Origin of the sequence: Kitasatospora sp. NPDC087314, from assembly GCF_044744365.1 — a bacterium.
Classification (GTDB): domain Bacteria; phylum Actinomycetota; class Actinomycetes; order Streptomycetales; family Streptomycetaceae; genus Kitasatospora.
Genome location: NZ_JBIUYE010000001.1, coordinates 25,291 through 46,776 on the forward strand (window position 1 = coordinate 25,291; position 21,486 = coordinate 46,776).

Consider the following 21,486-nt stretch of genomic DNA (forward strand, 5'->3'; position numbering starts at 1 on the left):
CCCACCTGCGAGGACGCCCACCGCGCGAACACGCCCACCGCGCGAACACGCCCACCGCGCGAACACGCCCACCGCGCGAACACGCCCGCAGTGCGAACACGGCCGCGGGCGGGCCCCGGCGGACGGCCGCCGGGCGGGAAAAACCGGTGCTCAGCGGATGTGCGCTGGGCAATACTCGGACGGGTGTTCATGTCGATCTCCACCACCGGCAGCGCCGAGAGCCCGGCCACCGATCTCGGGTTCCTGCTGCACAAGCACCCTGACAGGGTCCAGCGGTTCGCGACGTCGCACGGCGAGGCGCACGTCTTCTACCCCGAGGCGGGCGACGAGCTCTGCACGGCGGCGCTGCTGCTGGACGTCGACCCGATCGCCCTGGTCCGCAAGGGCCGGGGCCGCGGCGGTTCGCCGGACTTCGCGCTCTCCCAGTACGTCAACGACCGCCCGTACGCGGCGTCCTCGCTGCTCGCGGTGGCGCTGCGCACGGTGTTCCGGTCCGCGATGAAGGGGGCCTGCCCCGCCCGGCCCGAGCTGGCCGACCGGCCGCGCCCACTGCGGATCATGCTGCCCGCGGTGCCCGCGAACGGCGCGGGCGAGGGCGGCGGCCCGGCGATGGCAGCCCGGCTGTTCGAGCCGCTGGGCTGGCGGGTCGAGGCGGCGGCGATCCCGCTGGACGAGTCGTTCCCGGAGTGGGGCGAGTCCCGGTACGTGCGGCTCGTCCTGGTGTCGGACGCCGTGCGGCTCGCCGACGCGCTCCAGCAGCTGTACGTGCTGCTGCCGGTGCTGGACGGCGCCAAGCACTACTGGGTCGCCCCGGACGAGGTGGACAAGCTGCTCGCCGCCGGCGAGGGCTGGCTGGCCGCCCACCCGGAGCGCGCCCTGATCACCCGCCGCTACCTGGCCCGGCGCTGGTCGCTGACCCGGACGGCGATGGAGCGTCTGGAGCTGGCCAGGCTGGCGGAGGCGGACGACCGCGAGGCCGAGGAGGTCGACAACGCGGTCGACGACCGTCCGGAGGAGACCAGGGGGACCGAGGAGACCGAGGCGGCCACCGGGCCGTCGGCGGAGCCCAGGTCGCCGTCCCTCGCCGAGCAGCGCCGTACCGCGATCCTCGCCGCGCTCCGCGAGGTGGGCGCGGCCCGCGTCGCCGACCTCGGCTGCGGCCAGGGCGAGCTGATCGGCGCGTTGCTGACGGACGCCCGGTTCACCGAGGTGCTCGGCGTGGACGTGTCCGCGCGGGCCCTGCAGGCGGCATCCCGCAGGCTGCGCCTGGACCGGCTGCCGGAGCGGCAGGCGGCCCGGGTGACGCTGGCACAGGGTGCGCTGACGTACACGGACGCCCGGTTGAAGGGCTTCGACGCGGCGGTGCTGTGCGAGGTGATCGAGCACCTGGACCTGCCGCGGCTGCCCGCCCTGGAGTACGCGGTGTTCGGCGCGGCCCGGCCGGGGGCCGTGGTCGTCACCACGCCGAACGTCGAGTACAACGTCCGCTGGGAGAGCCTGCCGGCGGGCGCCGTCCGGCACACCGACCACCGCTTCGAGTGGTCGCGTGCCGAGTTCCGCACCTGGGCCGAGCGGGTCGCGGCCTCGTACGGCTACACGGTGGTGCTGCGCCCGGTGGGCCCGGAGGACGGGGAGGTCGGTGCGCCGACCCAGCTGGCCCTCTTCCGCCTCGGCACCCCGACCGAGTCGACCCCCACCCCGACTCCCACTCCCACCCCCACTCTCACCCCCACGACGCCCGAAGGAGGCGAACCCCGATGACCGATGAAGCCGCCCCGGCGTCCGAGCAGTACCAGGACCTCGACCAGCACCACGACCAGGCCGCCCCCCGCCGCCTCCCCGTCACCGACGTCTCCCTGGTCGTCCTGATCGGCCCCAGCGGCGCGGGCAAGTCCACCTTCGCCCGCCGCCACTTCCTGCCCACCCAGGTCGTCTCCTCCGACTTCTGCCGCGGCCTGGTCGCCGACGACGAGAACGACCAGTCGGCCTCCGCCGAGGCCTTCGACCTCCTGCACTACATCGTCGGCAAGCGCCTCGCGGCCGGCCGGCTGACCGTCGTGGACGCCACCAACGTCCAGCCCGAGGCGCGCCACGCACTGGTGCGGATCGCCCGTGAGCACGACGTGCTGCCGATCGCGATCGTCCTGGACGTCCCGCCGGGCGTGTGCGCCGAGCGCAACCGCACCCGCCCGGACCGCCGGCTGCCGGCCCACGTCATCCCCCGCCAGCACCGCGAGCTGCGCCGCTCCCTGCGCGGTCTGGAGCGCGAGGGCTTCCGCAAGGTGCACGTGCTGCGCGGCGCGGCCGAGGTGGCGACGGCCGAGGTGGGGCTGGAGAAGCGCCACAACGACCTGCGCCACCTGACCGGCCCGTTCGACATCGTCGGCGACATCCACGGCTGCCGCTCCGAGTTGGAGACCCTGCTGACCCGGCTCGGCTACACGCTCACCTGGGACGCCGAGGGCCGACCGGTGGACGCGGTGCCCCCGGCGGGCCGCACCGCCGTGTTCGTCGGCGACCTGGTCGACCGCGGCCCGGACACGCCGGGCGTGCTGCGCCTGGTGATGGGCATGGTGGCGGCCGGGCACGCGCTGTGCGTGCCGGGGAACCACGAGAACAAGCTGGGCCGGGCACTGGACGGCAAGAAGGTCACGGTCGCCTACGGCCTGCAGGAGTCGCTGGACCAGCTGGCCGCCGAGTCGGAGGAGTTCCGGGCCGAGGCGCGGGAGTTCATGCGCGCTCTGGTGAGCCACTACCTGCTGGACGGCGGCGCCCTGGTGGTCTGCCACGCCGGTCTGCCGGAGCGGTACCACGGCCGCAACTCGGGCCGGGTGCGCTCGCACGCGCTGTACGGGGAGACCACCGGCGAGACCGACGAGTACGGCCTGCCGGTGCGCTACCCGTGGGCGGAGGAGTACCGGGGCCGGGCGCTGGTGGTGTACGGCCACACGCCGGTGCCGTCGGCGAGCTTCGTCAACAACACCGTCTGCCTGGACACCGGCTGCGTGTTCGGCGGCAGCCTGACGGCGCTGCGCTACCCGGAGCGGGAGCTGGTGAGCGTGCCCGCCGAGCAGGAGTGGTACGCGCCGGCGCGGCCGCTGGTCACGGACGCGCCGGGCGCCCGCGAGGGCCGTCCGCTGGATCTCGCCGACGTGGCGGGCCGCCGGATCGTCGAGACCTCGCTGCACGGGCGGGTCGCCGTGCGGGAGGAGAACGCGGCGGCGGCGCTGGAGGTGATGAGCCGCTTCGCACTGGACCCGCGGCTGCTCGCCTACCTGCCGCCGACCATGGCGCCGAGCGCCGCCTCCCGCCGGGACGGCTATCTGGAGCACCCGCAGGAGGCGTTCGCCGCCTACCGCGGGGACGGCGTGCGGCACGTCGTGTGCGAGGAGAAGCACATGGGTTCGCGCGCGGTGGTGCTGGTCGCCCGGGACGACGCGGCGCTGGAGCGGCGTTTCGGCGTGGCCGGTCCGGGCGCGATCTGGACCAGGACGGGCCGGGCGTTCCTCGCCGACGGTGACCTGACCGCCGCCGTGCTGGGCCGGGTCCGGGCGGCCGCCGAGCGCTCGGGGCTGTTCGACGAGCTGGGCACCGGCTGGCTGCTGCTGGACGCCGAGCTGATGCCCTGGTCGCTGAAGGCCGTGGAGCTGCTGCGCCGCCAGTACGCGGCGGTCGGTGCGGCGGCGGGCGCCGCCCTGCCGGAGGCGCTGGCCGCTCTGGAGCGGGCGGCCGGGCGCGGGCTGGACCTGGCGGAGCTCACCGTCCGGCAGCGCCGGCGCGCGACCGACGCGCAGGCCTTCACCGAGGCGTACCGGCGGTACTGCTGGCCGACCGAGGGGCTGACGGGCGTACGGCTGGCGCCGTTCCAGGTGCTGGCCGCCGAGGGGGCGAACCTCGCGGTGTGCCCGCACGACGAGCACCTCGCCTGGATCGACCGCCTGGTCGCGGCGGACGACGGGCAGGCACCGGTCCTGCACCGCACCGGCCGCCTCCTGGTGGACACCGAGGACGAGGCGTCGGTGGCCGCCGCCACCGCCTGGTGGGAGGAGCTGACGGGGGCGGGCGGCGAGGGCATGGTGGTGAAGCCGCTGGCCTCGATGGTGCGCACGGAGCGGGGCGAGGGCCGTCCGGGCGGGCTGGTGCAGCCGGGGGTGAAGGTGCGCGGCCGGGAGTACCTGCGGATCGTCTACGGCCCGGACTACACCGAGTACCTGCACCGGCTGCGCGAGCGGTCGCTGGGCCACAAGCGCTCGCTGGCGCTGCGCGAGTACGCGCTGGGCCTGGAGGCGCTGGACCGGCTGGCGGCCGGCGAGCCGCTGTGGCGGGTGCACGAGCCGGTGTTCGCGGTGCTCGCGCTGGAGTCCGAGCCGGTCGATCCGCGCCTGTAGGTCGCCCGGACGGCCGACCGCCGAGGGGGGAGTCCGGCAGGGCTCCCCCCTCGGTTCACCCCTGCGGTGTATAGAAATTCCGAGCGTCGTATACACTTGCCGCTTTCCCGTACGTCCCGTCATCCCAGGAGCCCGGTATGGCCTTCAACCTCCGGAACAGGCACTTCCTCAAGGAGCTCGACTTCACGCCCCAGGAGTTCCGCTTCCTGGTGGACCTCGCCGCCGGGCTCAAGGCGGCCAAGTATGCGGGCACCGAGCAGCCCCGGCTGCGCGGGAAGAACATCGCGCTGATCTTCGAGAAGACCTCCACCCGCACCCGCTGCGCCTTCGAGGTCGCCGCCCACGACCAGGGCGCCACCACCACCTACCTGGACCCGGCCGGCTCGCAGATCGGCCACAAGGAGTCCATCCGGGACACCGCACGGGTGCTCGGCCGGATGTTCGACGGCATCGAGTACCGGGGCCACGGCCAGGAGATCGTCGAGGAGCTGGCCGCGCACGCCGGCGTCCCGGTCTGGAACGGCCTCACCGACGAGTGGCACCCCACCCAGATGCTGGCCGACGTGCTCACCATGACCGAGCACACCACCAAGCCGCTCGCCGAGACCGCCCTCGCCTACCTCGGCGACGCCCGTTCCAACATGGGCAACTCGCTGCTGGTCACCGGCGCCCTGCTCGGCATGGACATCCGGATCGTCGCCCCGCGCTCCCTCTGGCCGGCCGAGGAGGTCCGCAAGGCGGCCGAGGTGCTGGCCGGGTCCACCGGCGCCCGGATCACCCTCACCGAGGACGTGGCCGAGGGCGTGGCCGGCGCGGACTTCCTCTACACCGACGTCTGGGTCTCGATGGGCGAGCCCAAGGAGGTCTGGGCCGAGCGGATCGACCTGCTCAAGCCCTACCAGGTGTCGATGGACACCGTCCGGGCCACCGGCAACCCGGACGTGAAGTTCCTGCACTGCCTGCCGGCCTTCCACGACCTCGGCACGGTGATCGGGCGGCAGCTGTACGAGGCGACCGGCATGGCCGAACTGGAGTGCACCGACGAGCTGTTCGAGTCGGCGCACTCCGTCGTGTTCGACCAGGCCGAGAACCGCCTGCACACCATCAAGGCGGTCCTGGTCGCCACCCTCGGCTCCTGAGGCCGGGGCCGGCGGGCCCCGGAACCAGGACTGGAACCAGGACTGGAACCAGGCCCGAAGCCGGGGCCGGAATCGAAGCCGGGCCCGAAGCCGGGCTCACTTCTCCAGCTTGACGCAGGCCACCCGGTCGCCCGCCGCGTGCGGGCCGGCCGGGGTGCCCGCGTGCAGCACCAACGAGCGCGCCTCACCCGGCCGCGGCTGCCAGGCCACCGCGGCCGTCGCGGCGCCCTCGCCCTGCCCGTCGGTGCGCAGCACCAGTCGCAGTTCGTTGCGTTCGTTGGCGTACGCCGGGTCGGTGGACGGCTGCACCGGGTCCGGGGCGTCCTGGTAGTGCGGCCCGGACGAGGCCGGGGCGGCCCCGCAGGCACCGGTGTGCAGGTGCACCGGGAACTCGTGGTCGGGGGCGAGCCCGGAGACCGTCATGGTCAGCACCGTCCGTCCCGGGGTGGAGCGGTCGGTGACGATCCGGGTGTGCGCGCCGTACGGCACGAGGTCGTCCGAGTAGCTCACCGCGGTCGGCGGGACGAAGGCCGTCGCCGGGTCGAAGGCGGCCTCGACGACGGAGACCGGCGAGGCGGTGGGGGCGAGCAGGGCCAGCGGCAACAGGGCGGTGGCGAGCGGAGCGGACATCGGCGGACCTTCCACGGGCGGGGTGACGGACACCCTGCTCAACGGCGCCGGGCGCCTGCGGACACCGTCGGACGGTCACTCCGCGGCGCGGTGGATCCCCCGGATCTCGCAGCGCGGCCCGCTGGCCCGCATCAGCCGCAGGTCGGCGGTGACCAGCGGCACCCCGTACTGCTCGGCGACCGCCACGTACGCGGCGTCGTCCGGGGTGAGGTTGTCCTTGAGCTCCCAGATCCGGCCGAGCAGCGGTGCCACCTCGACCTTGCGGATCGCCAGGGCGGCGAGCTCGTGGGCGAGTTCGGCGACCCGCTCGGCGGTCAGCTCCCTGGCCAGGTAGAGGCCGCGCAGCGACTGCATCACCTCGACCATGACGTGCTCGGGCGCCAACCACTCGCCGTCGGCGGCGAGTTCGGCCCGGGCGGCGGACCCGCGCGGGCCCTCGTCGGCGAGTGCCAGTACCACTGCGGACGCGTCCACCACGATCATCGCCGGCCCCCTCTGGATGTCACCACACCGGTCACCGTACCCGGCCGGATCCCGCCCGGCGGCGGAGGGCTTCGACGCCCGGGTGCCGGCCCTGCGCGGGGCGGGGCGCGAGGTGAGGAGAACCCATGGCGACGACCCTGCCGGCCGATGTCGCCCCGTCGCCGACCGGCGGTTCCGGTGGTGAGCTGGTGGTAGTGCCGGTGGCCGCCGCGGTGGTGGCGGGAGTGGTCCGGCTGATCCGGCTGGAGCGCGAGCGCCGCGGTCCGGACGGTCGCTGACCTGCGCCGTTGTGCACCCGGGCATGCCTGCGGTGGTGAAGGCGGCGGCATGCACTATGGTTTATCTCGACATCGAGATAACTGCCCCTTAGGATATATCTCGACATCAAGATACTTGCCGAGAGGCGCTCGCCGGCGATGCGGGCAAGGTAGGCCTAAGTAAGGCTGACCTTACCACCGCGGCGGCCGGATATCGCGCGAAGCACCCAGAAGGAGTCCGTCGTGTCCGCGAACAGCTTCGACGCCCGCAGCTCGCTGCAGGTGGGCGACGAGTCGTACGAGATCTTCAAGCTCTCCGCCGTCGAGGGTTCCGAGCGGCTGCCGTACAGCCTCAAGGTGCTGCTGGAGAACCTGCTCCGCACGGAGGACGGCGCGAACATCACCGCCGACCACATCCGCGCGCTCGGGAACTGGGACGCCGACGCCCAGCCGAGCCAGGAGATCCAGTTCACCCCGGCCCGCGTGATCATGCAGGACTTCACCGGTGTGCCGTGCGTCGTCGACCTCGCCACCATGCGTGAGGCCGTCAAGGAGCTGGGCGGCGACCCGGCCAAGATCAACCCGCTGGCCCCGGCCGAGCTGGTCATCGACCACTCCGTCATCGCCGACAAGTTCGGCACCCCGGACGCCTTCGTCCAGAACGTCGAGATCGAGTACGGCCGCAACAAGGAGCGCTACCAGTTCCTGCGCTGGGGCCAGACCGCCTTCGACGAGTTCAAGGTCGTCCCGCCCGGCACCGGAATCGTCCACCAGGTGAACATCGAGCACCTGGCCCGCACCGTCATGGTCCGCGGCGGCCAGGCCTACCCGGACACCTGCGTCGGCACCGACTCGCACACCACCATGGTCAACGGCCTGGGCGTGCTGGGCTGGGGCGTCGGCGGCATCGAGGCCGAGGCCGCCATGCTGGGCCAGCCGGTCTCCATGCTGATCCCGCGCGTGGTCGGCTTCAAGCTCAACGGCCAGCTGCCGGCCGGCACCACCGCCACCGACCTGGTGCTCACCATCACCGAGATGCTGCGCAAGCACGGTGTGGTCGGCAAGTTCGTCGAGTTCTACGGCGAGGGCGTCTCCGCGATCCCGCTGGCCAACCGCGCCACCATCGGCAACATGTCGCCGGAGTTCGGCTCGACCTGCGCGATCTTCCCGATCGACGCCGAGACCATCAACTACCTGAAGCTCACCGGCCGCAGCGAGCAGCAGCTCGCCCTGGTCGAGGCGTACGCCAAGGAGCAGGGCCTCTGGCACGACCCGTCGGTCGAGCCGGTCTACTCCGAGTACCTGGAGCTGGACGTCTCCACCGTCGTCCCGTCGATCTCCGGCCCGAAGCGCCCGCAGGACCGCGTGATCCTGGCCGAGGCCGCCACCAGGTTCGCCGAGGCGCTGCCGACCTACTCGGCCGAGGCCTCGAAGCCGACCGCGGTGACCGCCCCCGACGGCTCGAAGTACGAGATCGACAACGGCGCGGTCGTGATCGCCTCGATCACCTCCTGCACCAACACCTCCAACCCCTCCGTCATGCTGGGCGCCGCCCTGCTGGCGAAGAAGGCCGTGGAGAAGGGCCTGCGCGTCAAGCCCTGGGTCAAGACCACCCTGGCGCCCGGCTCCAAGGTCGTCATGGACTACTACGAGAAGGCCGGCCTGCTCCCGTACATGGAGAAGCTGGGCTTCAACCTGGTCGGCTACGGCTGCGTCACCTGCATCGGCAACTCGGGCCCGCTGCCCGAGGAGGTCTCGGCCGCCGTCAACGAGGCCGACCTGGCCGTCGTCTCGGTGCTCTCCGGCAACCGCAACTTCGAGGGCCGGATCAACCCCGACGTCAAGATGAACTACCTGGCCTCCCCGCCGCTGGTGGTTGCCTACGCCCTCGCGGGCAACATGAACGTCGACATCACCAAGGACGCGCTGGGCCAGGACGCCGACGGCAACGACGTCTTCCTGACCGACATCTGGCCGTCCGAGCAGGAGGTCGCCGAGGTCGTCGCCAGCTCCATCGACGAGGCCATGTTCGACAAGGGCTACCAGGACGTCTTCGCCGGCGACCACCGCTGGCAGTCGCTGCCCGTCCCGACCGGCAACACCTTCGAGTGGGACGCCGAGTCCACCTACGTCCGCAAGCCCCCGTACTTCGAGGGCATGGCCAAGGTCCCGAGCCCGGTGACCGACATCGCCGGCGCCCGCGTCCTGGCCAAGCTGGGCGACTCGGTCACCACCGACCACATCTCCCCGGCCGGCAACATCAAGCCGGGCACCCCGGCGGCGCAGTACCTGACCGCCAACGGTGTCGAGAAGCGCGACTTCAACTCCTACGGCTCGCGCCGCGGCAACCACGAGGTGATGATCCGCGGCACCTTCGCCAACATCCGCCTGCGCAACCAGATCGCGCCGGGCACCGAGGGCGGCTACACCCGCGACTTCACCCAGGCCGACGGCCCGGTGTCGTTCATCTACGACGCCTCGCAGAACTACCAGGCCGCCGGCACCCCGCTGGTCGTCCTGGCCGGCAAGGAGTACGGCTCCGGCTCGTCCCGCGACTGGGCCGCCAAGGGCACCGCGCTGCTGGGCGTCAAGGCCGTCATCGCCGAGTCGTACGAGCGCATCCACCGCTCGAACCTGATCGGCATGGGCGTCCTGCCGCTGCAGTTCCCGGAGGGCGAGAACGCCGACTCCCTCGGCCTGACCGGCGAGGAGACCTTCTCCTTCACCGGCGTGACCGAGCTCAACGAGGACCGCACCCCGAAGACCGTCAAGGTCAAGGCCGGTGACAAGGAGTTCGACGCGGTCGTCCGCATCGACACCCCCGGTGAGGCGGACTACTACCGCAACGGCGGCATCCTGCAGTACGTGCTGCGCTCGCTCATCGGCTGAGCCTCGGCATGAGCCTCAAGGGAGGCCGGACCGCACTTCGCGGTCCGGCCTCTTTTGCATGCTGCCCCACCTGTGCCCGGCCTCTTGTGCGCTGTGCCGCGATGGACTAAATCTCTATCCCATCTGGTCCAGACCAATTGACGCTCATTCAGAGAACAGGTCCGGTATGCCCACTCGCGCCTCAGCCCTGCTCGCCGCCGCCACCGTCGCCGCGCTACTCGCCGCCCCCGCCACCGCCAACGCCGCCGACGGCCACCACGGCCCGAAGCTGAAGGGCCAGCGGGTCGGCTACTTCACCCAGTGGGGCGCCGACAGCTCCGCCAAGCGCGTCCAGGACTCCGGCCAGGCCGGCAGGCTCACCGTCATCAACTACGCCTTCGGCAACGTCTCCGCCGACGGCACCTGCTACGAGACCAACGACGCGGGCCAGGGCGACGCCCACAACGACTACCAGCGCTCCTTCGGCGCCGCCGCGTCCGTCGACGGCGTGGCCGACACCCCGGGCCAGAAGCTCAAGGGCCACTTCAACCAGCTGCGCAAGCTCAAGGCGAAGAACCCGCAGCTGCGCACGGTCATCTCGATCGGCGGCTGGAGCTGGTCGAAGTACTTCTCGGACGCGGCCGCCAGCGACGCCGCCCGCAAGAAGTTCGTCTCCTCCTGCATCGACCTCTACCTCAAGGGCGACGTGCCGGTCCTGCCCGGCTCCCCGGAGGGCGGCGCGGGAGCGGCCGCGGGCGTCTTCGACGGCATCGACATCGACTGGGAGTACCCGGGCGGCGGCGGGGACGCGGGCAACGTGGTCCGCCCCGAGGACGGGCGCAACTACACCCTGCTGATGCGGGAGTTCCGCAGGCAGCTGGACGCGCTGAGCGGCCGGAAGGGCGAGCACTACCTGCTGACCGCCGCCGTCGCCGCCAACGAGACCGTCGCCGACCGGCTCGAACTGCCCGAGCTGAGCGACTCGGTGGACTGGCTCAACCTGATGACCTACGACCTGCACGGCCCCTGGGAGGGCAAGGGCCCGGCCAACCACCAGGCCAACCTCTACTCCGACCCGACCGACCCCGAGCCGCGTCAGCGCAGCGCCGACAAGGCCGTCGTGCACTACCAGGAGCGCGGCCTGCCCGCCGAGCAGATCGTGCTCGGCGCCCCGCTGTACGGCCACGGCTGGACGGGCGTGGCGCCCGGCGAGCGCGGCGGCCTCCACCAGAGCGCCACCGCCACCGCACCCGACCTCTCCTACCGGGAGGTCAACGCCCTGCCCGGCAAGGTGTACGTGGACCGCGACCACGGTGCGTCCTGGAAGTACGACGGCACCACCTTCTACAGCTACGACACCGCCGAGGTGCTCACCCAGAAGGCGCGGTACGTGCGCTGGAACGACCTGGGCGGCGTGATGGTCTGGTCGCTGGACGGCGACGACGCCCAGGGCAGCGCGATCGCCGCCCTGGACCGCGGCCTGCGCCGCGGCTGACCGGCGGACGGGTCGACCTGACCGACCGCCCCCCGAACGCCGAAGGGCCCGCCGGACACGGCGGGCCCTTCACCGCTGTGCGTCAGGCCCGGTCGCAGGCCTGCGCCCGCAGTGCGCGGGCCAGGTCGTCGCGGCACTCCAGTACCAGGCGGCGCAGCGCCGGCGCGGCCTGCGGGTGGCCGTCCAGCCAGGCGTCGGCCTCGGCCAGGGTCTGCTCGTCGGTCTGGGCGTGCGGGAAGAACCCGCCGACGATCCGCATCGCGATCTCGATGGTCCGCTCGGACCAGACCCGCTCCAGCAGCTTGAAGTAGGGCGCCGCGTAGAGCGCGGTCAGGTCGCGGTGGGCGGGCACCGCGAAGCCCGCGATGTTGGCCTCGACCAGGGCGTTCGGCAGCTCCTCGGAGTCGACGACGGCCGACCAGGCGGCGGCCTTGGCCTCGGCGGTGGGCCGGGCGGCCAGGCACTGGGTGTACCGGCGCTTGCCGCTGGCGGTGTTGTCGGCGGCCAGTTCCCCGGCCAGCTCCTCGTCACCGGCCTGGCCGGCGGCGGCCAGCGCCAGCCACAGCGACCAGCGCAGCTCCTGGTCGACGTCCAGGCCGTCGATCCGGGCGCTGCCGGCCAGCAGGCCGCGGACCAGGCCGAGGTGCTCGGCGCCGCCCGCGGTCTGGGCGAGGAAGCGGGCCCAGGCCAGCTGGTGGTCGCTGCCGGGGACGGCCTCGCGCAGCTCGCGCAGGGCGCCGTCGGCCAGCAGCCGGCCGCCCTCGGCGCGCCAGTCCGGGTCGGCGTACAGGTCGACGGCGGTCTTGGCCTGGGTGTGCAGCGACTGCAGCACGCCGATGTTGCCCTCCTGGCCGGCGAAGCGCAGCACCAGGGCGACGTAGTCGCGGGCCGGCATCAGGCCGTCCCGGGTGAGGTTCCAGACGGCGGACCAGGCCAGCGCCCGGGCCAGTTCGTCGTGGATGTCGCCGAGGCCGGTGCGCAGGGTCTGCAGCGACTCGGCGTCGAAGCGGACCTTGCAGTAGGTGAGGTCCTCGTCGTTGAGCAGCACCAGTGCCGGGCGGGGGCGGCCGGCGGCCTCGGCGACGACGGTGCGGTTGCCAGTGACGTCGAGCTCGATCCGCCCGGTGCGCACCAGGGAGCCGTCGGCGTCCCGGTCGTAGAGGCCGACCGCGATCCGGTGCGGGCGCAGCACCTCCCCGTCCTGGAGGACGGCGAGTTCGGTGATCCGGCCCTCGGCGTCGGTGGTGACCTGCGGGGTGAGCGAGTCGACCCCGGCGGTCTGCAGCCAGGCGGCGGCCCAGGTCTTGAGGTCGCGGCCGCTGGTCTCCTCCAGGACGTCCAGCAGGTCGGCGAGTTCGGTGTTGCCGAAGGCGTGGCGCTTGAAGTAGCGGCGGGCGCCCTCGAAGAAGGCCTCGGAGCCGACGTACGCGACCAGCTGCTTGAGGACGGCGGCGCCCTTGGCGTAGGTGATGCCGTCGAAGTTGAGCTTGGCGTCCTCGAGGTCGCGGATGTCGGCGGTGATCGGGTGGGTGGTGGGGAACTGGTCCTGCCGGTAGGCCCAGGCCTTGCGCTGGTTGGCGAAGGTGACCCAGGCGGAGGAGTACCGGGTGCGGGCGCCGATCAGGCCGTAGGAGCCCATGAAGTCGGCGAAGGACTCCTTCAGCCACAGGTCGTCCCACCAGCGCATGGTGACCAGGTCGCCGAACCACATGTGCGCCATCTCGTGCAGGATGACGTTGGCGCGGCCCTCGTAGGCGGCGTCGGTGACCTTCGAGCGGAAGACGAACTCCTCGCGGAAGGTGACGCAGCCGGGGTTCTCCATGGCGCCGATGTTGTACTCGGGGACAAACGCCTGGTCGTACTTGCCGAAGGGGTACGGGTAGTCGAACTCCTCGTGGAAGAAGTCGAGTCCGAGCTTGGTGACGCCGAGGATCTCGTCCGCGTCGAAGTACGGGGCGAGGGACTTGCGGCACATCGCGGAGAGCGGGATCTCCAGGGTGGTGCCGTCGGCGAGCTCGCGGCTGTAGTGGTCGCGGGCGACGTGGTAGGGGCCGGCCACGACGGCGGTGAGGTAGGTGGAGATCGGCTTGGTCGGCGCGAACTCCCAGGTGCGGGCGGCGCCTTCCTCGACGACGTCCTCGTGGACGGCGTTGGACCACACGTCCCAGGCGGCCGGGGCGGTCACGGTGAAGCTGAACGGGGCCTTCAGGTCGGGCTGTTCGAAGGTCGCGAAGACCCGGCGGGCGTCGGCCGGCTCGTAGTGGGTGTAGAGGTAGGTCTCGCCGTCCACCGGGTCGGTGAAGCGGTGCAGGCCCTCGCCGGTGCGGCTGTAGGCGCAGTCCGCCTCGACGGTGAGGACGTTCTCGGCGGCGAGGCCGTCGACGTGCACGCGGGCGCCGTCGTAGGCGGTGGCCGGGTCGATCGAGCGGCCGTTGAGGGTGACCGAGCGGACGGCCGGGGCGAGCAGGTCGAGGAAGGTGGCGGCGCCGGGCTGGGAGCAGCGGAAGGCCACGGTGGTGGTGGAGCGGAAGGTGGCGGCCGCCGGGTCGGGGGCGGAGGTCACGTCCAGCCGGACCCGGTAACTGTCCACGGCCAGGATGCTGGCCCGCTGCTGGGCTTCGTCGCGGCTCAGGTTTCTGCCCGGCACGGCGGTACTCCTTTGTCCGGCTCGCACGGTGGTGCGTCTGTGGGTGGTGCGGTCTCGGTGCGCGGTGTCCTGCGCCCCGCAGGGGCATCCTTTCACGCCCTCCCTCGCCGGTACCATTGCACAGGCCGCCCCGGCGGGGCCGGAATCAGCGGCGCCGGGCGGGTGTTGGGGCAGGGGGTGGAACACCTCCCCGCCTCGTTATCACCTCACGAAGGACGACAGCCGTGACGACTGCCGCTGAGCGCAAGACCGCCGACTTCTGGTTCGACCCGGCCTGCCCGTGGGCGTGGATGACGTCCCGCTGGCTGATCGAGGTCCAGCAGCTGCGTCCGGTGGACGTGAACTGGCACGTGATGAGCCTGTCGGTGCTGAACGAGCACCGCGACCTCCCGCAGAACTACCGCGAGCTGCTGGACAACGCCTGGGGCGCGGTGCGGGTGTGCATCGCGGCCGCCCAGCAGCACGGCGACGAGGTGCTGGGCCGGCTCTACACCGAGCTGGGCCTGCGCTTCCACAACCAGGGCCTGCCGCAGAACCGGGAGACCGTCGAGGCGGCGCTGGTGGCCGCCGGGCTGCCCGCGGAGCTGGCGGACGCGGCCGACACGGACGCGTACGACGAGGCCCTGCGCGCCTCGCACAAGGAGGGCATCACCCTGGTCGGCGAGGACGTCGGCACCCCGGTGATCGCGGTGGAGGGCGCGGACGGCGAGCGGGTCGCCTTCTTCGGCCCGGTGGTCACCCCGGCCCCGAAGGGCGAGGCCGCGGCCCGGCTCTGGGACGGCACCCTGCTGGTGGCCTCCACCCCGGGCTTCTACGAGATCAAGCGGACCCGTACGGCGGGCCCGTCCTTCGAGTAGCGCCGGACGCGCGAGGGCCCGGTACCGACCAGGTACCGGGCCCTCGCGCGTTCCGGGCTCAGCGGGCGGCGGCCGCGTCCCGGCGCTGCTTGACCAGGCCGGCGGCGATCAGCAGGGCGACCAGTACCCCGGCCGCGTACAGCTGCTGCCGGTTGCCCTCGGTGGTGGTCATCAGGGCGAGGATGCCGGCCACGGCGGCCATCGCGATCCAGGTCAGGTACGGGTAGCCCCACATCTTCACGGTGAGCAGTTCGGGCGCCTCGCGCTCCAGCCGGCGGCGCATCCGCAGCTGGACCGCACAGATGAACAGCCAGACCACGAGGATGGCCACGCCGGTGGTGTTCATCAGCCAGGTGAAGACGGTGGCCGGCCAGAACTTGGCGGCCAGCACGGCGCCGAAGCCGAACAGGCAGGAGGCCAGCACGGCCCGGCGCGGCACCCCGCCGCTCACCTTGGCCAGCGCCCGGGGGCCCTGGCCGCGGCCGACCAGCGAGTACGCCATCCGGGAGGCGCCGTAGATGTTGGCGTTCATCGCGGAGAGCAGCGCGATCAGCACCACCACCTGCATGATCGTCCCGGCGCCGGACACCCCGAGGTGCCGCAGCACGGTGACGTACGGGCCGTCGGCGACCACCGCCGGGTCCTTCCAGGAGACCAGGGTGACGACCAGGGCCATCGAGCCGATGTAGAAGATCGCGATCCGCCACACCGCCGTGCGCACCGCGTTGGCGACGTTCTTGCGGGGGTCGTCGGACTCGGCGGCGGCGATGGTCACGGTCTCCAGGCCGCCGTAGGCGAAGACCGAGGCGAGCAGTCCGACGATCAGCCCGCTGACCCCGGTGGGCAGGAAGCCGCCCTCGCCGGTCAGGTTGTGGGTGCCGGGGGCGCCGGGGCCTATCACCCCGGCGACGCCGAGCCCGCCGAGGACCAGGAAGGCGATGATCGCGGCGACCTTGATGGTGGCGAACCAGAACTCGAACTCGCCGAAGTTCTTCACCGCGGTGAGGTTGCTGACGCAGAAGAAGACCATGAACAGGCCGACCCAGACCCAGGAGGAGACTCCGGGGACCCAGCCGTTGACGATCTTTCCGGCGGCGGTGGCCTCGGCGGCGACGCCGCAGCACAGCATCACCCAGTACATCCAGCCGGCCGTGATCCCGGCCCAGGGGCCGATCTCCTTCTCGGCGTGCACCGAGAACGACCCGGAGGCGGGGCGGGCGGCGGACATCTCGCCGAGCATCCGCATGATCAGCATGACCAGCAGGCCGGAGAGGAGGAACGCCAGGATGATCGCCGGACCGGCGGCCGCGATGCCCGCGCCGGAGCCGACGAACAGGCCTGCGCCGATCACCCCGCCCAGCGCGATCATCGACAGGTGGCGCTGCTTGAGGCCGTGCGAGAGCTGCTGGCCGGTGGCCGGGGGACTGTCGGTGCCGGTGGTCCCGGGCGCGGAGGTGGGGGCCATAGGGCTGGATCCAGACTGTTCGGAATACGGCATGAGCTGTCCAATATCCGTGGGCACCCCTGTTCATGCCAGGAGCGCGGACCTCGGGACCACCATGCGGACCGGCCGGTGACGCGGCGGGTTCGTTCGATGACAGAGCGTTGGTGCGGGCCCCGATGGGCCGGTTCCGACAACGGTCGAGGGCGGGGCTTTGTCCGAAACCGTGACGGTGACGCAGTGGATCACCGCGTAGGTTCACAGGTGTTCACTCACCTGAGCACCCCACGGAGGAGACCCCCGATGGCCACTGCCACCACCCCGATAGCGCCCCGCGCAGTCCTCGCCGACCTGCTGCCCGCCGCCACCACCCGCCTCGGCGCCCAGGCCCGCGACCTGGCCCTGGTGGCCGGCGGCGCCGCCCTGACCGGCGTGGCCGCCCAGCTGTCGGTGAACGTCCCCGGCTCGCCGGTGCCGGTCACCGGCCAGACCTTCGCCGCGCTGCTGGTCGGCACCGCGCTCGGCGCCCGCCGCGGCGTCGCCTCGCTCGGCCTCTACCTGCTGGCCGGCCTGGCGGGCGTGCCCTGGTTCGCCGAGGGCACCTCCGGCTGGGCGATGCCCTCGTTCGGCTACGTGCTCGGCTTCGTCCTCGCGGCCGCCCTGACCGGCGCGTTGGCCCGCCGTGGCGCCGACCGCACCCCGCTGAACACCGCCGTCACCATGGTCCTCGGCAGCCTCGCCATCTACGCGGTCGGCGTCCCGTACCTGGCCCTGTCGCTGCACGTCCCGCTCGCCCGGGCCGCCGAGCTGGGCCTCTACCCCTACCTGGTCGGCGACGCCCTGAAGGCCGCCTTCGCCGCCGGCGCCCTGCCGCTGGTCTGGAAGCTCGCCGCGAAGCGGTGAGCCCCCTGCCGGGCCCGGGCGCACGCGCATGCCACACTCATGGCATGCGCGTGTACCTGGGCTCAGACCATGCCGGATACGAACTGAAGAACCACCTCGTGGAGTGGCTCAAGGAGGCCGGCCACGAGCCGGTCGACTGCGGGCCGCACATCTACGACGCCGAGGACGACTACCCGCCGTTCTGCCTGCGCGCCGCCGAGCGCACCGCCGCCGACCCGGAGGCGCTGGGCGTCGTCATCGGCGGCTCGGGCAACGGTGAGGCGATCGCCGCCAACAAGGTCAAGGGCGTGCGGGCGGCGCTGGCCTGGAGCGAGCAGACCGCCGGGCTCGGCCGCGAGCACAACAACGCCAACGTGGTCTCCATCGGCGGCCGCATGCACACGCTGGAGGAGGCCACCAAGTTCGTCGAGGTCTTCCTCAACACCCCCTACAGCGGCGAGCCGCGGCACACCCGCCGGATCGAGATGCTGAGCGAGTACGAGACCACCGGCGAGCTCCCGCCCATCCCGGCCCACCACCCGCAGGGCTGATCCACCCCACCCGTCCACCCTCCTCCGACGGCCGGCCGCACGCTCCACCGCGGCCGGCCGTCGCTGTTTCCGGCGCCCTGGTCCTGTGTCGTCGGCCACAGGCCCCGGGCGCGCGGGTGTCGGTGCACGCGAGGCGCGTGCGCCGCCCGCGTGGTTCGTACGCCCAACCGGCGTACGCCTCCTGACGCCGCGCCCGCCGCCGCGGCGATCGGCCGAAACCGGCCGACGGTCCCGCGCCGCGGCGCACCCGCCCGGGTCCGGCCCGTCGACGCCGGGCGGTGCCCGTGGATAGGGTCGGGCCCCATGGCTGGCAGACCGCCGGGCGCACCGCCCCAGACGACTGCGACGAGGCCCGGCGCCGCCCAGGCGTCCGGACCCGTGACGGCCCGGTGGCGCAGGAGGCTCCGCCGGGTCCGCCGAAGGCTGCGCACGGCCGGTGTCGACTACTTCCGCGGCGGCGCCGCCGACTGGCCGGTGCTCTGCGCCCTCGCCCTGCTCGTCCCGCTGCTGATCCTGCTCAACATCTGGATGCCCGCCTGGGCGCCGCCCACCGCGCTGGTGCTGCCGATCCTGGCCGGCGCGCTGCTGCTGCGCCCCGGCAGCCTGGTGGTGCTGTACGCGCTGGCGGCGCTCGGCCTGTCCGCCGAGTCGGTGATCCACACCGGCCAGCGGGTGGCCAGCGAGAACCCGGAGGCCTACATCTACGGCGTGACCCCGGGCGCGGCCCTGGTGGTCGGCGCCGCCGGGGTGGGCGGCCTGCTGCTGGCCCAGTTCCGGGCCCGGGTCGGCGTGCCCTGGTGGGGCGGCTCGACCATGCTGTTCGACCTGCGCGAGCGGCTGCGGGTGCAGAGCCGGGTGCCGGAGCTGCCGGACGGCTGGCACGCCGACATGGCGCTGCGCCCGGCCGGCGGGCAGTCCTTCTCCGGGGACTTCGTGGTCGCCGCCCGCACCGGCCCGGGCCAGCGGCTGCTGGAGGTGGTCCTCGCGGACGTCTCCGGCAAGGGCATGGACGCCGGCTCCCGCGCGCTGCTGCTGTCCGGCGCCTTCGGCGGCCTGGTGGGCTCGCTGCCCGCGCACGACTTCCTGCCCGCCGCCAACGGCTACCTGCTGCGCCAGTCCTGGGAGGAGGGCTTCGCCACCGCCGTCCACCTGGTGCTGGACCTGGACACCGGCGAGTACGAGCTGCTGTCGGCCGGGCACCTGCCCGGGATGCAGCGGCTGGCGGGCGCCGGGCGCTGGGAGGTCAAGGAGGCCGAGGGCCCGCTGCTCGGGATCTACGACGGCGCGAAGTTCGAGGGGGTGCGCGGCCGGCTGAACCGCGGCGACGTGCTGATGCTGTGCACCGACGGCATGGTCGAGGAGCCTGGCCGGGACCTCTCCGAGGGGATGGACCGGCTGATGGGGGAGGCGGACCGGCTGGTGCCCGGCAGCGGTCCGGGCGCGGGGGTCGGCGCGGCGTCCGCGCTGATCGAGACGGTGGCCCGGGACATCAACGACGACCGCGCGGTCCTGCTGCTCTGGCGCGACTGACGCCCGCCCGCCCCGGCCGTCCGTCACCGGGCGGGACCGGCACATGCCACCGGCAGGCGCTGTCAAGCCGGGCAGCCGATCTTCGGCCAAATCGGACGGCCCGTCGACTGACCGGACCTGCGGCTTCCGCTACCCGCCCCCGGCCGCTTCCCGGCCGCTCAGCGCCGCCCCGCCGACGATTCGTCAGAACGGCTCGGCTATCGTCCCGGTCGGCGGAAACTCGTCTCGCATCGCAGGATATCGGCGTTGGGCTGACTGTCAGACCTTTACGCAATCGGCACGGTCGACCACACTGAGTCCGGGCGGGACTGTTCAGGATTCGGGGGATTGGGGGCGTCACGTGCGGCACGGCAGACATCGTTCGACCGCGCCGGGCTCCCTCGCCGGCGATGCGCCGGTCGGTCCGGGATTCCGCCTCGGGACCGTCGGACAGGCCGGGGTCCGGCTTCGCAGGTGCCGCCGGGCGGCGGCACCACGCTATGAAACGAGGAAGTGAGTCCGGGTGGCACTCTCCGTCTCCGCGCTGGTCCTGTTCGCGATCCTGTGCATCATCTTCATCCGCAACAAGCAGTTGAAGATCGCGCACGGCATCATCGCCGCCCTGTTCGGCTTCATGCTGCACGAGACCACGGTCGCGGGCTCGATCAACTCCCTGCTGGCGAACCTCGCCCACAGCATCTCGGGCATCACCGGCGGCTGATCGGACCGGGCCGTCCGCACTCCCCGCGAGGGGATCACCGGCCGGCCCGTCTGGCCTCCCGCCAGCGGGCGAACAGTCCCCGGGGGCGGGCCGCCGCCGGGGCCGGGGCGCGCATCGGTGCGGGTGCCACGGCACCCGCCGACGCGGCCTGCCCCGCCGCCCGCTCGGCCGTCAACAGCACGAACAGTCGCGCCCAGCACAGCCGTTCGCCCCGCGGCCAGTCCATCGCGCGCAGCGCCGCCGAGGCGGCCTCCGACACCTCGCCGTTGACCCGGACCTCGGCGACGTCGTCGCCCGCCTTCCCGCCCAGGAAGAGCTTCACCCCGACCGGCCCCGGCCCGGCCAACTGCGGCCGCAGCGCGGGCGCGAGCGCCGGCAGCACCCGGTGTTCGGCGAGCCAGCCCGCCAAGTGCTCGTTGCCGAAGCCGAACACCGCCGCCGGCCCCTGAACGGCGTGCCAGCCCGGGAGTTCGGCGTGGTCCGCGTGGTCGGCGTGCACGCCGCGGCCGTCCGCCAGCTCGACCAGCACCGAGGCGGTGGTGGTCGCCCACATCTTCACCGCGTTGGCGAGCTTCTCCTCCTCGGTCTTGCCGAGGCCGGCCGCGCAGTCCCACACCACCGGCGCGTCCGCCCGGCCCAGGTGCAGCACGAAGCCGAGGTCGACGTGGCCCGAGCCGTCGTCCCCGGGGTGCTCGCGCACCGCCACCGCCGTCGTCCCCGGGCCGCGCACCACCTCGCCGTCCGCGGTGAACTCCTGCCCGAGGCGGGCCATCTCCCGGACCACACACCGCTGTATGACGGCCAGTCGCTCCTGGGGACGCACCGGGACTCCTCCACCTCGGAGCGCGGCGGGTGAGCTCGCGCTCGAACTGCGCTCGAACGCCGCCGAGGCTATCGGCCCGGCACCCGAGCGGGAAACCGCCGGGGACGACCGGCCCTCCGGTCGCGGAAATGTCTCGAATGCACCATTTTAGGAGGCGGAATCGCCCATGGTCACCGGCCGGGGCCCTGCCGTCCGCCTGGAGAACCCGCATGCCCCGCACCGGCCTGACGCCCTCTCCGCCGTTCCTGGTCCACCCGGACGGCTCCGGCCTGGTCGCCGAGATCGAGGCCTACCTCGCCTCGCTGCCCGCCCCCGTACGCCTCCCACCCCCGTACGTCTGCCCCCACGGCACCGCCGTACGGCCCTGGTGTGCCGGCCACCCGGCGCCCCGGGCCACCCTGCTCGACCGGGTGCTGCGCCGACCGGCCCGCCCGGTGCCGGTCAGCGCCGCCGACCACCTGCGGCTCGCCTCGCGCTACATCGGCGCCCACGGCTGGCTGCAGGGCGCGATGTGGGACGCCCGCGGCCGGGTCTGCCTGCTCGGCGCCCAGGCCGCCGTCCTCGCGCACGGCTACGGCGTCCCGGCCACCGTCCGCACCGCCCGGGTCCAGCTGATGGAGGTGCTGCACGCGACCGGCCGCCCGGCGCACTCCCCGGACGAGTACAACGACCGCCCCACCACCCGGGAGGCCGACGTCCACCTGCTGCTCGGCCGGGCCGCCGCCCGGGCCGGCCGGCTCGGCCTCTGAGAACGCGACCGGCCCCGGTGCGTGGAGACGCACCGGGGCCGGTCTG

The 21,486-nt window shown here is 73.0% G+C and carries 17 protein-coding genes; 12 read left to right on the forward strand and 5 right to left on the reverse strand.

Translation table 11 applies throughout. The features are described 5' to 3' along the window. The first annotated feature begins 183 nt into the window (after positions 1 to 183). The 3 genes from ACIO5E_RS00130 to argF all read left to right on the forward strand — a co-directional run bounded on the left by ACIO5E_RS00130 (position 184) and on the right by argF (position 5,527). A complete protein-coding gene (locus ACIO5E_RS00130) occupies positions 184 to 1,761 on the forward strand; it encodes a 3' terminal RNA ribose 2'-O-methyltransferase Hen1 (RefSeq protein ID WP_400661647.1) in 1,578 nt (525 codons plus the stop codon). Next, complete coding sequence (locus tag ACIO5E_RS00135; RefSeq protein ID WP_400661650.1) at positions 1,758 to 4,388, forward strand: polynucleotide kinase-phosphatase; 2,631 nt, start codon at positions 1,758 to 1,760, stop codon at positions 4,386 to 4,388. Before ACIO5E_RS00130 ends, ACIO5E_RS00135 begins: the two co-directional genes overlap by 4 nt. 137 nt (positions 4,389 to 4,525) lie before the next feature. Further along, on the forward strand, positions 4,526 to 5,527 hold the full coding sequence (argF, locus tag ACIO5E_RS00140) for an ornithine carbamoyltransferase (protein ID WP_400661653.1): 1,002 nt from the start codon (positions 4,526 to 4,528) through the stop codon (positions 5,525 to 5,527). Positions 5,528 to 5,623: 96 nt separating this feature from the next. On the opposite strand, the gene ACIO5E_RS00145 is transcribed toward argF, so the two are convergent. Then, positions 5,624 to 6,157 (reverse strand): superoxide dismutase family protein, encoded by a 534-nt coding sequence (locus ACIO5E_RS00145; RefSeq protein WP_400661656.1) that lies wholly within the window; start codon positions 6,155 to 6,157, stop codon positions 5,624 to 5,626. Between the two features lie 75 nt (positions 6,158 to 6,232). Then, a complete protein-coding gene (locus ACIO5E_RS00150) occupies positions 6,233 to 6,640 on the reverse strand; it encodes a type II toxin-antitoxin system VapC family toxin (RefSeq protein ID WP_400661659.1) in 408 nt (135 codons plus the stop codon). A 125-nt stretch (positions 6,641 to 6,765) separates the two neighbouring features. Between ACIO5E_RS00150 and ACIO5E_RS00155 the strand changes: the two genes are divergently transcribed. From ACIO5E_RS00155 to ACIO5E_RS00165, 3 genes are all read left to right on the forward strand, one after another. Further along, positions 6,766 to 6,918 carry a hypothetical protein gene (locus ACIO5E_RS00155; protein WP_400661662.1) on the forward strand — a complete coding sequence of 51 codons (153 nt, stop codon included), beginning with the start codon at positions 6,766 to 6,768 and terminating at the stop codon, positions 6,916 to 6,918. Between the two features lie 222 nt (positions 6,919 to 7,140). Then, complete coding sequence (gene acnA / locus ACIO5E_RS00160) at positions 7,141 to 9,786, forward strand: aconitate hydratase AcnA (protein WP_400661664.1); 2,646 nt, start codon at positions 7,141 to 7,143, stop codon at positions 9,784 to 9,786. Positions 9,787 to 9,952: 166 nt separating this feature from the next. After that, positions 9,953 to 11,260 (forward strand): glycoside hydrolase family 18 protein, encoded by a 1,308-nt coding sequence (locus ACIO5E_RS00165; RefSeq protein ID WP_400661667.1) that lies wholly within the window; start codon positions 9,953 to 9,955, stop codon positions 11,258 to 11,260. 82 nt (positions 11,261 to 11,342) lie between these two features. Here ACIO5E_RS00165 and pepN read toward each other — a convergent pair whose 3' ends face one another. Beyond that, the gene (pepN, locus tag ACIO5E_RS00170; RefSeq protein WP_400661670.1) at positions 11,343 to 13,907 is read right to left on the reverse strand and encodes an aminopeptidase N; all 2,565 of its coding nucleotides are present in this window, start codon (positions 13,905 to 13,907) and stop codon (positions 11,343 to 11,345) included. A gap of 224 nt (positions 13,908 to 14,131) precedes the next feature. Here pepN and ACIO5E_RS00175 point away from each other — a divergent pair, with 224 nt between their 5' ends. Next, entirely contained in the window at positions 14,132 to 14,764 is a 633-nt protein-coding gene (locus ACIO5E_RS00175; protein WP_280677161.1) for a DsbA family protein, read from the forward strand. A 58-nt stretch (positions 14,765 to 14,822) separates the two neighbouring features. Here ACIO5E_RS00175 and ACIO5E_RS00180 read toward each other — a convergent pair whose 3' ends face one another. Continuing rightward, complete coding sequence (locus ACIO5E_RS00180) at positions 14,823 to 16,229, reverse strand: amino acid permease (RefSeq protein ID WP_400661674.1); 1,407 nt, start codon at positions 16,227 to 16,229, stop codon at positions 14,823 to 14,825. A 279-nt stretch (positions 16,230 to 16,508) separates the two neighbouring features. Between ACIO5E_RS00180 and ACIO5E_RS00185 the strand changes: the two genes are divergently transcribed. From ACIO5E_RS00185 to ACIO5E_RS00200, 4 genes are all read left to right on the forward strand, one after another. Continuing rightward, positions 16,509 to 17,108 (forward strand): biotin transporter BioY, encoded by a 600-nt coding sequence (locus tag ACIO5E_RS00185; RefSeq protein WP_400661677.1) that lies wholly within the window; start codon positions 16,509 to 16,511, stop codon positions 17,106 to 17,108. Positions 17,109 to 17,152: 44 nt separating this feature from the next. After that, on the forward strand, positions 17,153 to 17,638 hold the full coding sequence (locus ACIO5E_RS00190) for a ribose-5-phosphate isomerase (protein WP_400471173.1): 486 nt from the start codon (positions 17,153 to 17,155) through the stop codon (positions 17,636 to 17,638). 378 nt (positions 17,639 to 18,016) lie between these two features. Beyond that, positions 18,017 to 19,168 (forward strand): PP2C family protein-serine/threonine phosphatase, encoded by a 1,152-nt coding sequence (locus ACIO5E_RS00195; protein ID WP_400661680.1) that lies wholly within the window; start codon positions 18,017 to 18,019, stop codon positions 19,166 to 19,168. 502 nt (positions 19,169 to 19,670) lie between these two features. Further along, complete coding sequence (locus ACIO5E_RS00200; protein WP_063347574.1) at positions 19,671 to 19,868, forward strand: hypothetical protein; 198 nt, start codon at positions 19,671 to 19,673, stop codon at positions 19,866 to 19,868. A 34-nt stretch (positions 19,869 to 19,902) separates the two neighbouring features. Here ACIO5E_RS00200 and ACIO5E_RS00205 read toward each other — a convergent pair whose 3' ends face one another. Continuing rightward, positions 19,903 to 20,691 (reverse strand): DUF6348 family protein, encoded by a 789-nt coding sequence (locus ACIO5E_RS00205; protein WP_400661683.1) that lies wholly within the window; start codon positions 20,689 to 20,691, stop codon positions 19,903 to 19,905. Between the two features lie 209 nt (positions 20,692 to 20,900). On the opposite strand from ACIO5E_RS00205, the gene ACIO5E_RS00210 reads away from it, so the two are divergent. Next, positions 20,901 to 21,440, forward strand: a complete 540-nt coding sequence (locus ACIO5E_RS00210; RefSeq protein WP_400661686.1) for a hypothetical protein — start codon at positions 20,901 to 20,903, stop codon at positions 21,438 to 21,440. Positions 21,441 to 21,486: the final 46 nt, after the last annotated feature.

What these genes read in the sequence shown, in the direction of transcription:
- ACIO5E_RS00135 (WP_400661650.1), top strand. Translation starts at nt 1,758, where the DNA reads ATGACCGATGAAGCCGCCCCGGCGTCCGAGCAGTACCAGGACCTCGAC.
- argF (WP_400661653.1), top strand. Translation starts at nt 4,526, where the DNA reads ATGGCCTTCAACCTCCGGAACAGGCACTTCCTCAAGGAGCTCGACTTC.
- ACIO5E_RS00145 (WP_400661656.1), bottom strand. Translation starts at nt 6,157, where the DNA reads ATGTCCGCTCCGCTCGCCACCGCCCTGTTGCCGCTGGCCCTGCTCGCC.
- ACIO5E_RS00150 (WP_400661659.1), bottom strand. Translation starts at nt 6,640, where the DNA reads ATGATCGTGGTGGACGCGTCCGCAGTGGTACTGGCACTCGCCGACGAG.
- ACIO5E_RS00155 (WP_400661662.1), top strand. Translation starts at nt 6,766, where the DNA reads ATGGCGACGACCCTGCCGGCCGATGTCGCCCCGTCGCCGACCGGCGGT.
- ACIO5E_RS00165 (WP_400661667.1), top strand. Translation starts at nt 9,953, where the DNA reads ATGCCCACTCGCGCCTCAGCCCTGCTCGCCGCCGCCACCGTCGCCGCG.
- ACIO5E_RS00180 (WP_400661674.1), bottom strand. Translation starts at nt 16,229, where the DNA reads ATGGCCCCCACCTCCGCGCCCGGGACCACCGGCACCGACAGTCCCCCG.
- ACIO5E_RS00185 (WP_400661677.1), top strand. Translation starts at nt 16,509, where the DNA reads ATGGCCACTGCCACCACCCCGATAGCGCCCCGCGCAGTCCTCGCCGAC.
- ACIO5E_RS00190 (WP_400471173.1), top strand. Translation starts at nt 17,153, where the DNA reads ATGCGCGTGTACCTGGGCTCAGACCATGCCGGATACGAACTGAAGAAC.
- ACIO5E_RS00210 (WP_400661686.1), top strand. Translation starts at nt 20,901, where the DNA reads ATGCCCCGCACCGGCCTGACGCCCTCTCCGCCGTTCCTGGTCCACCCG.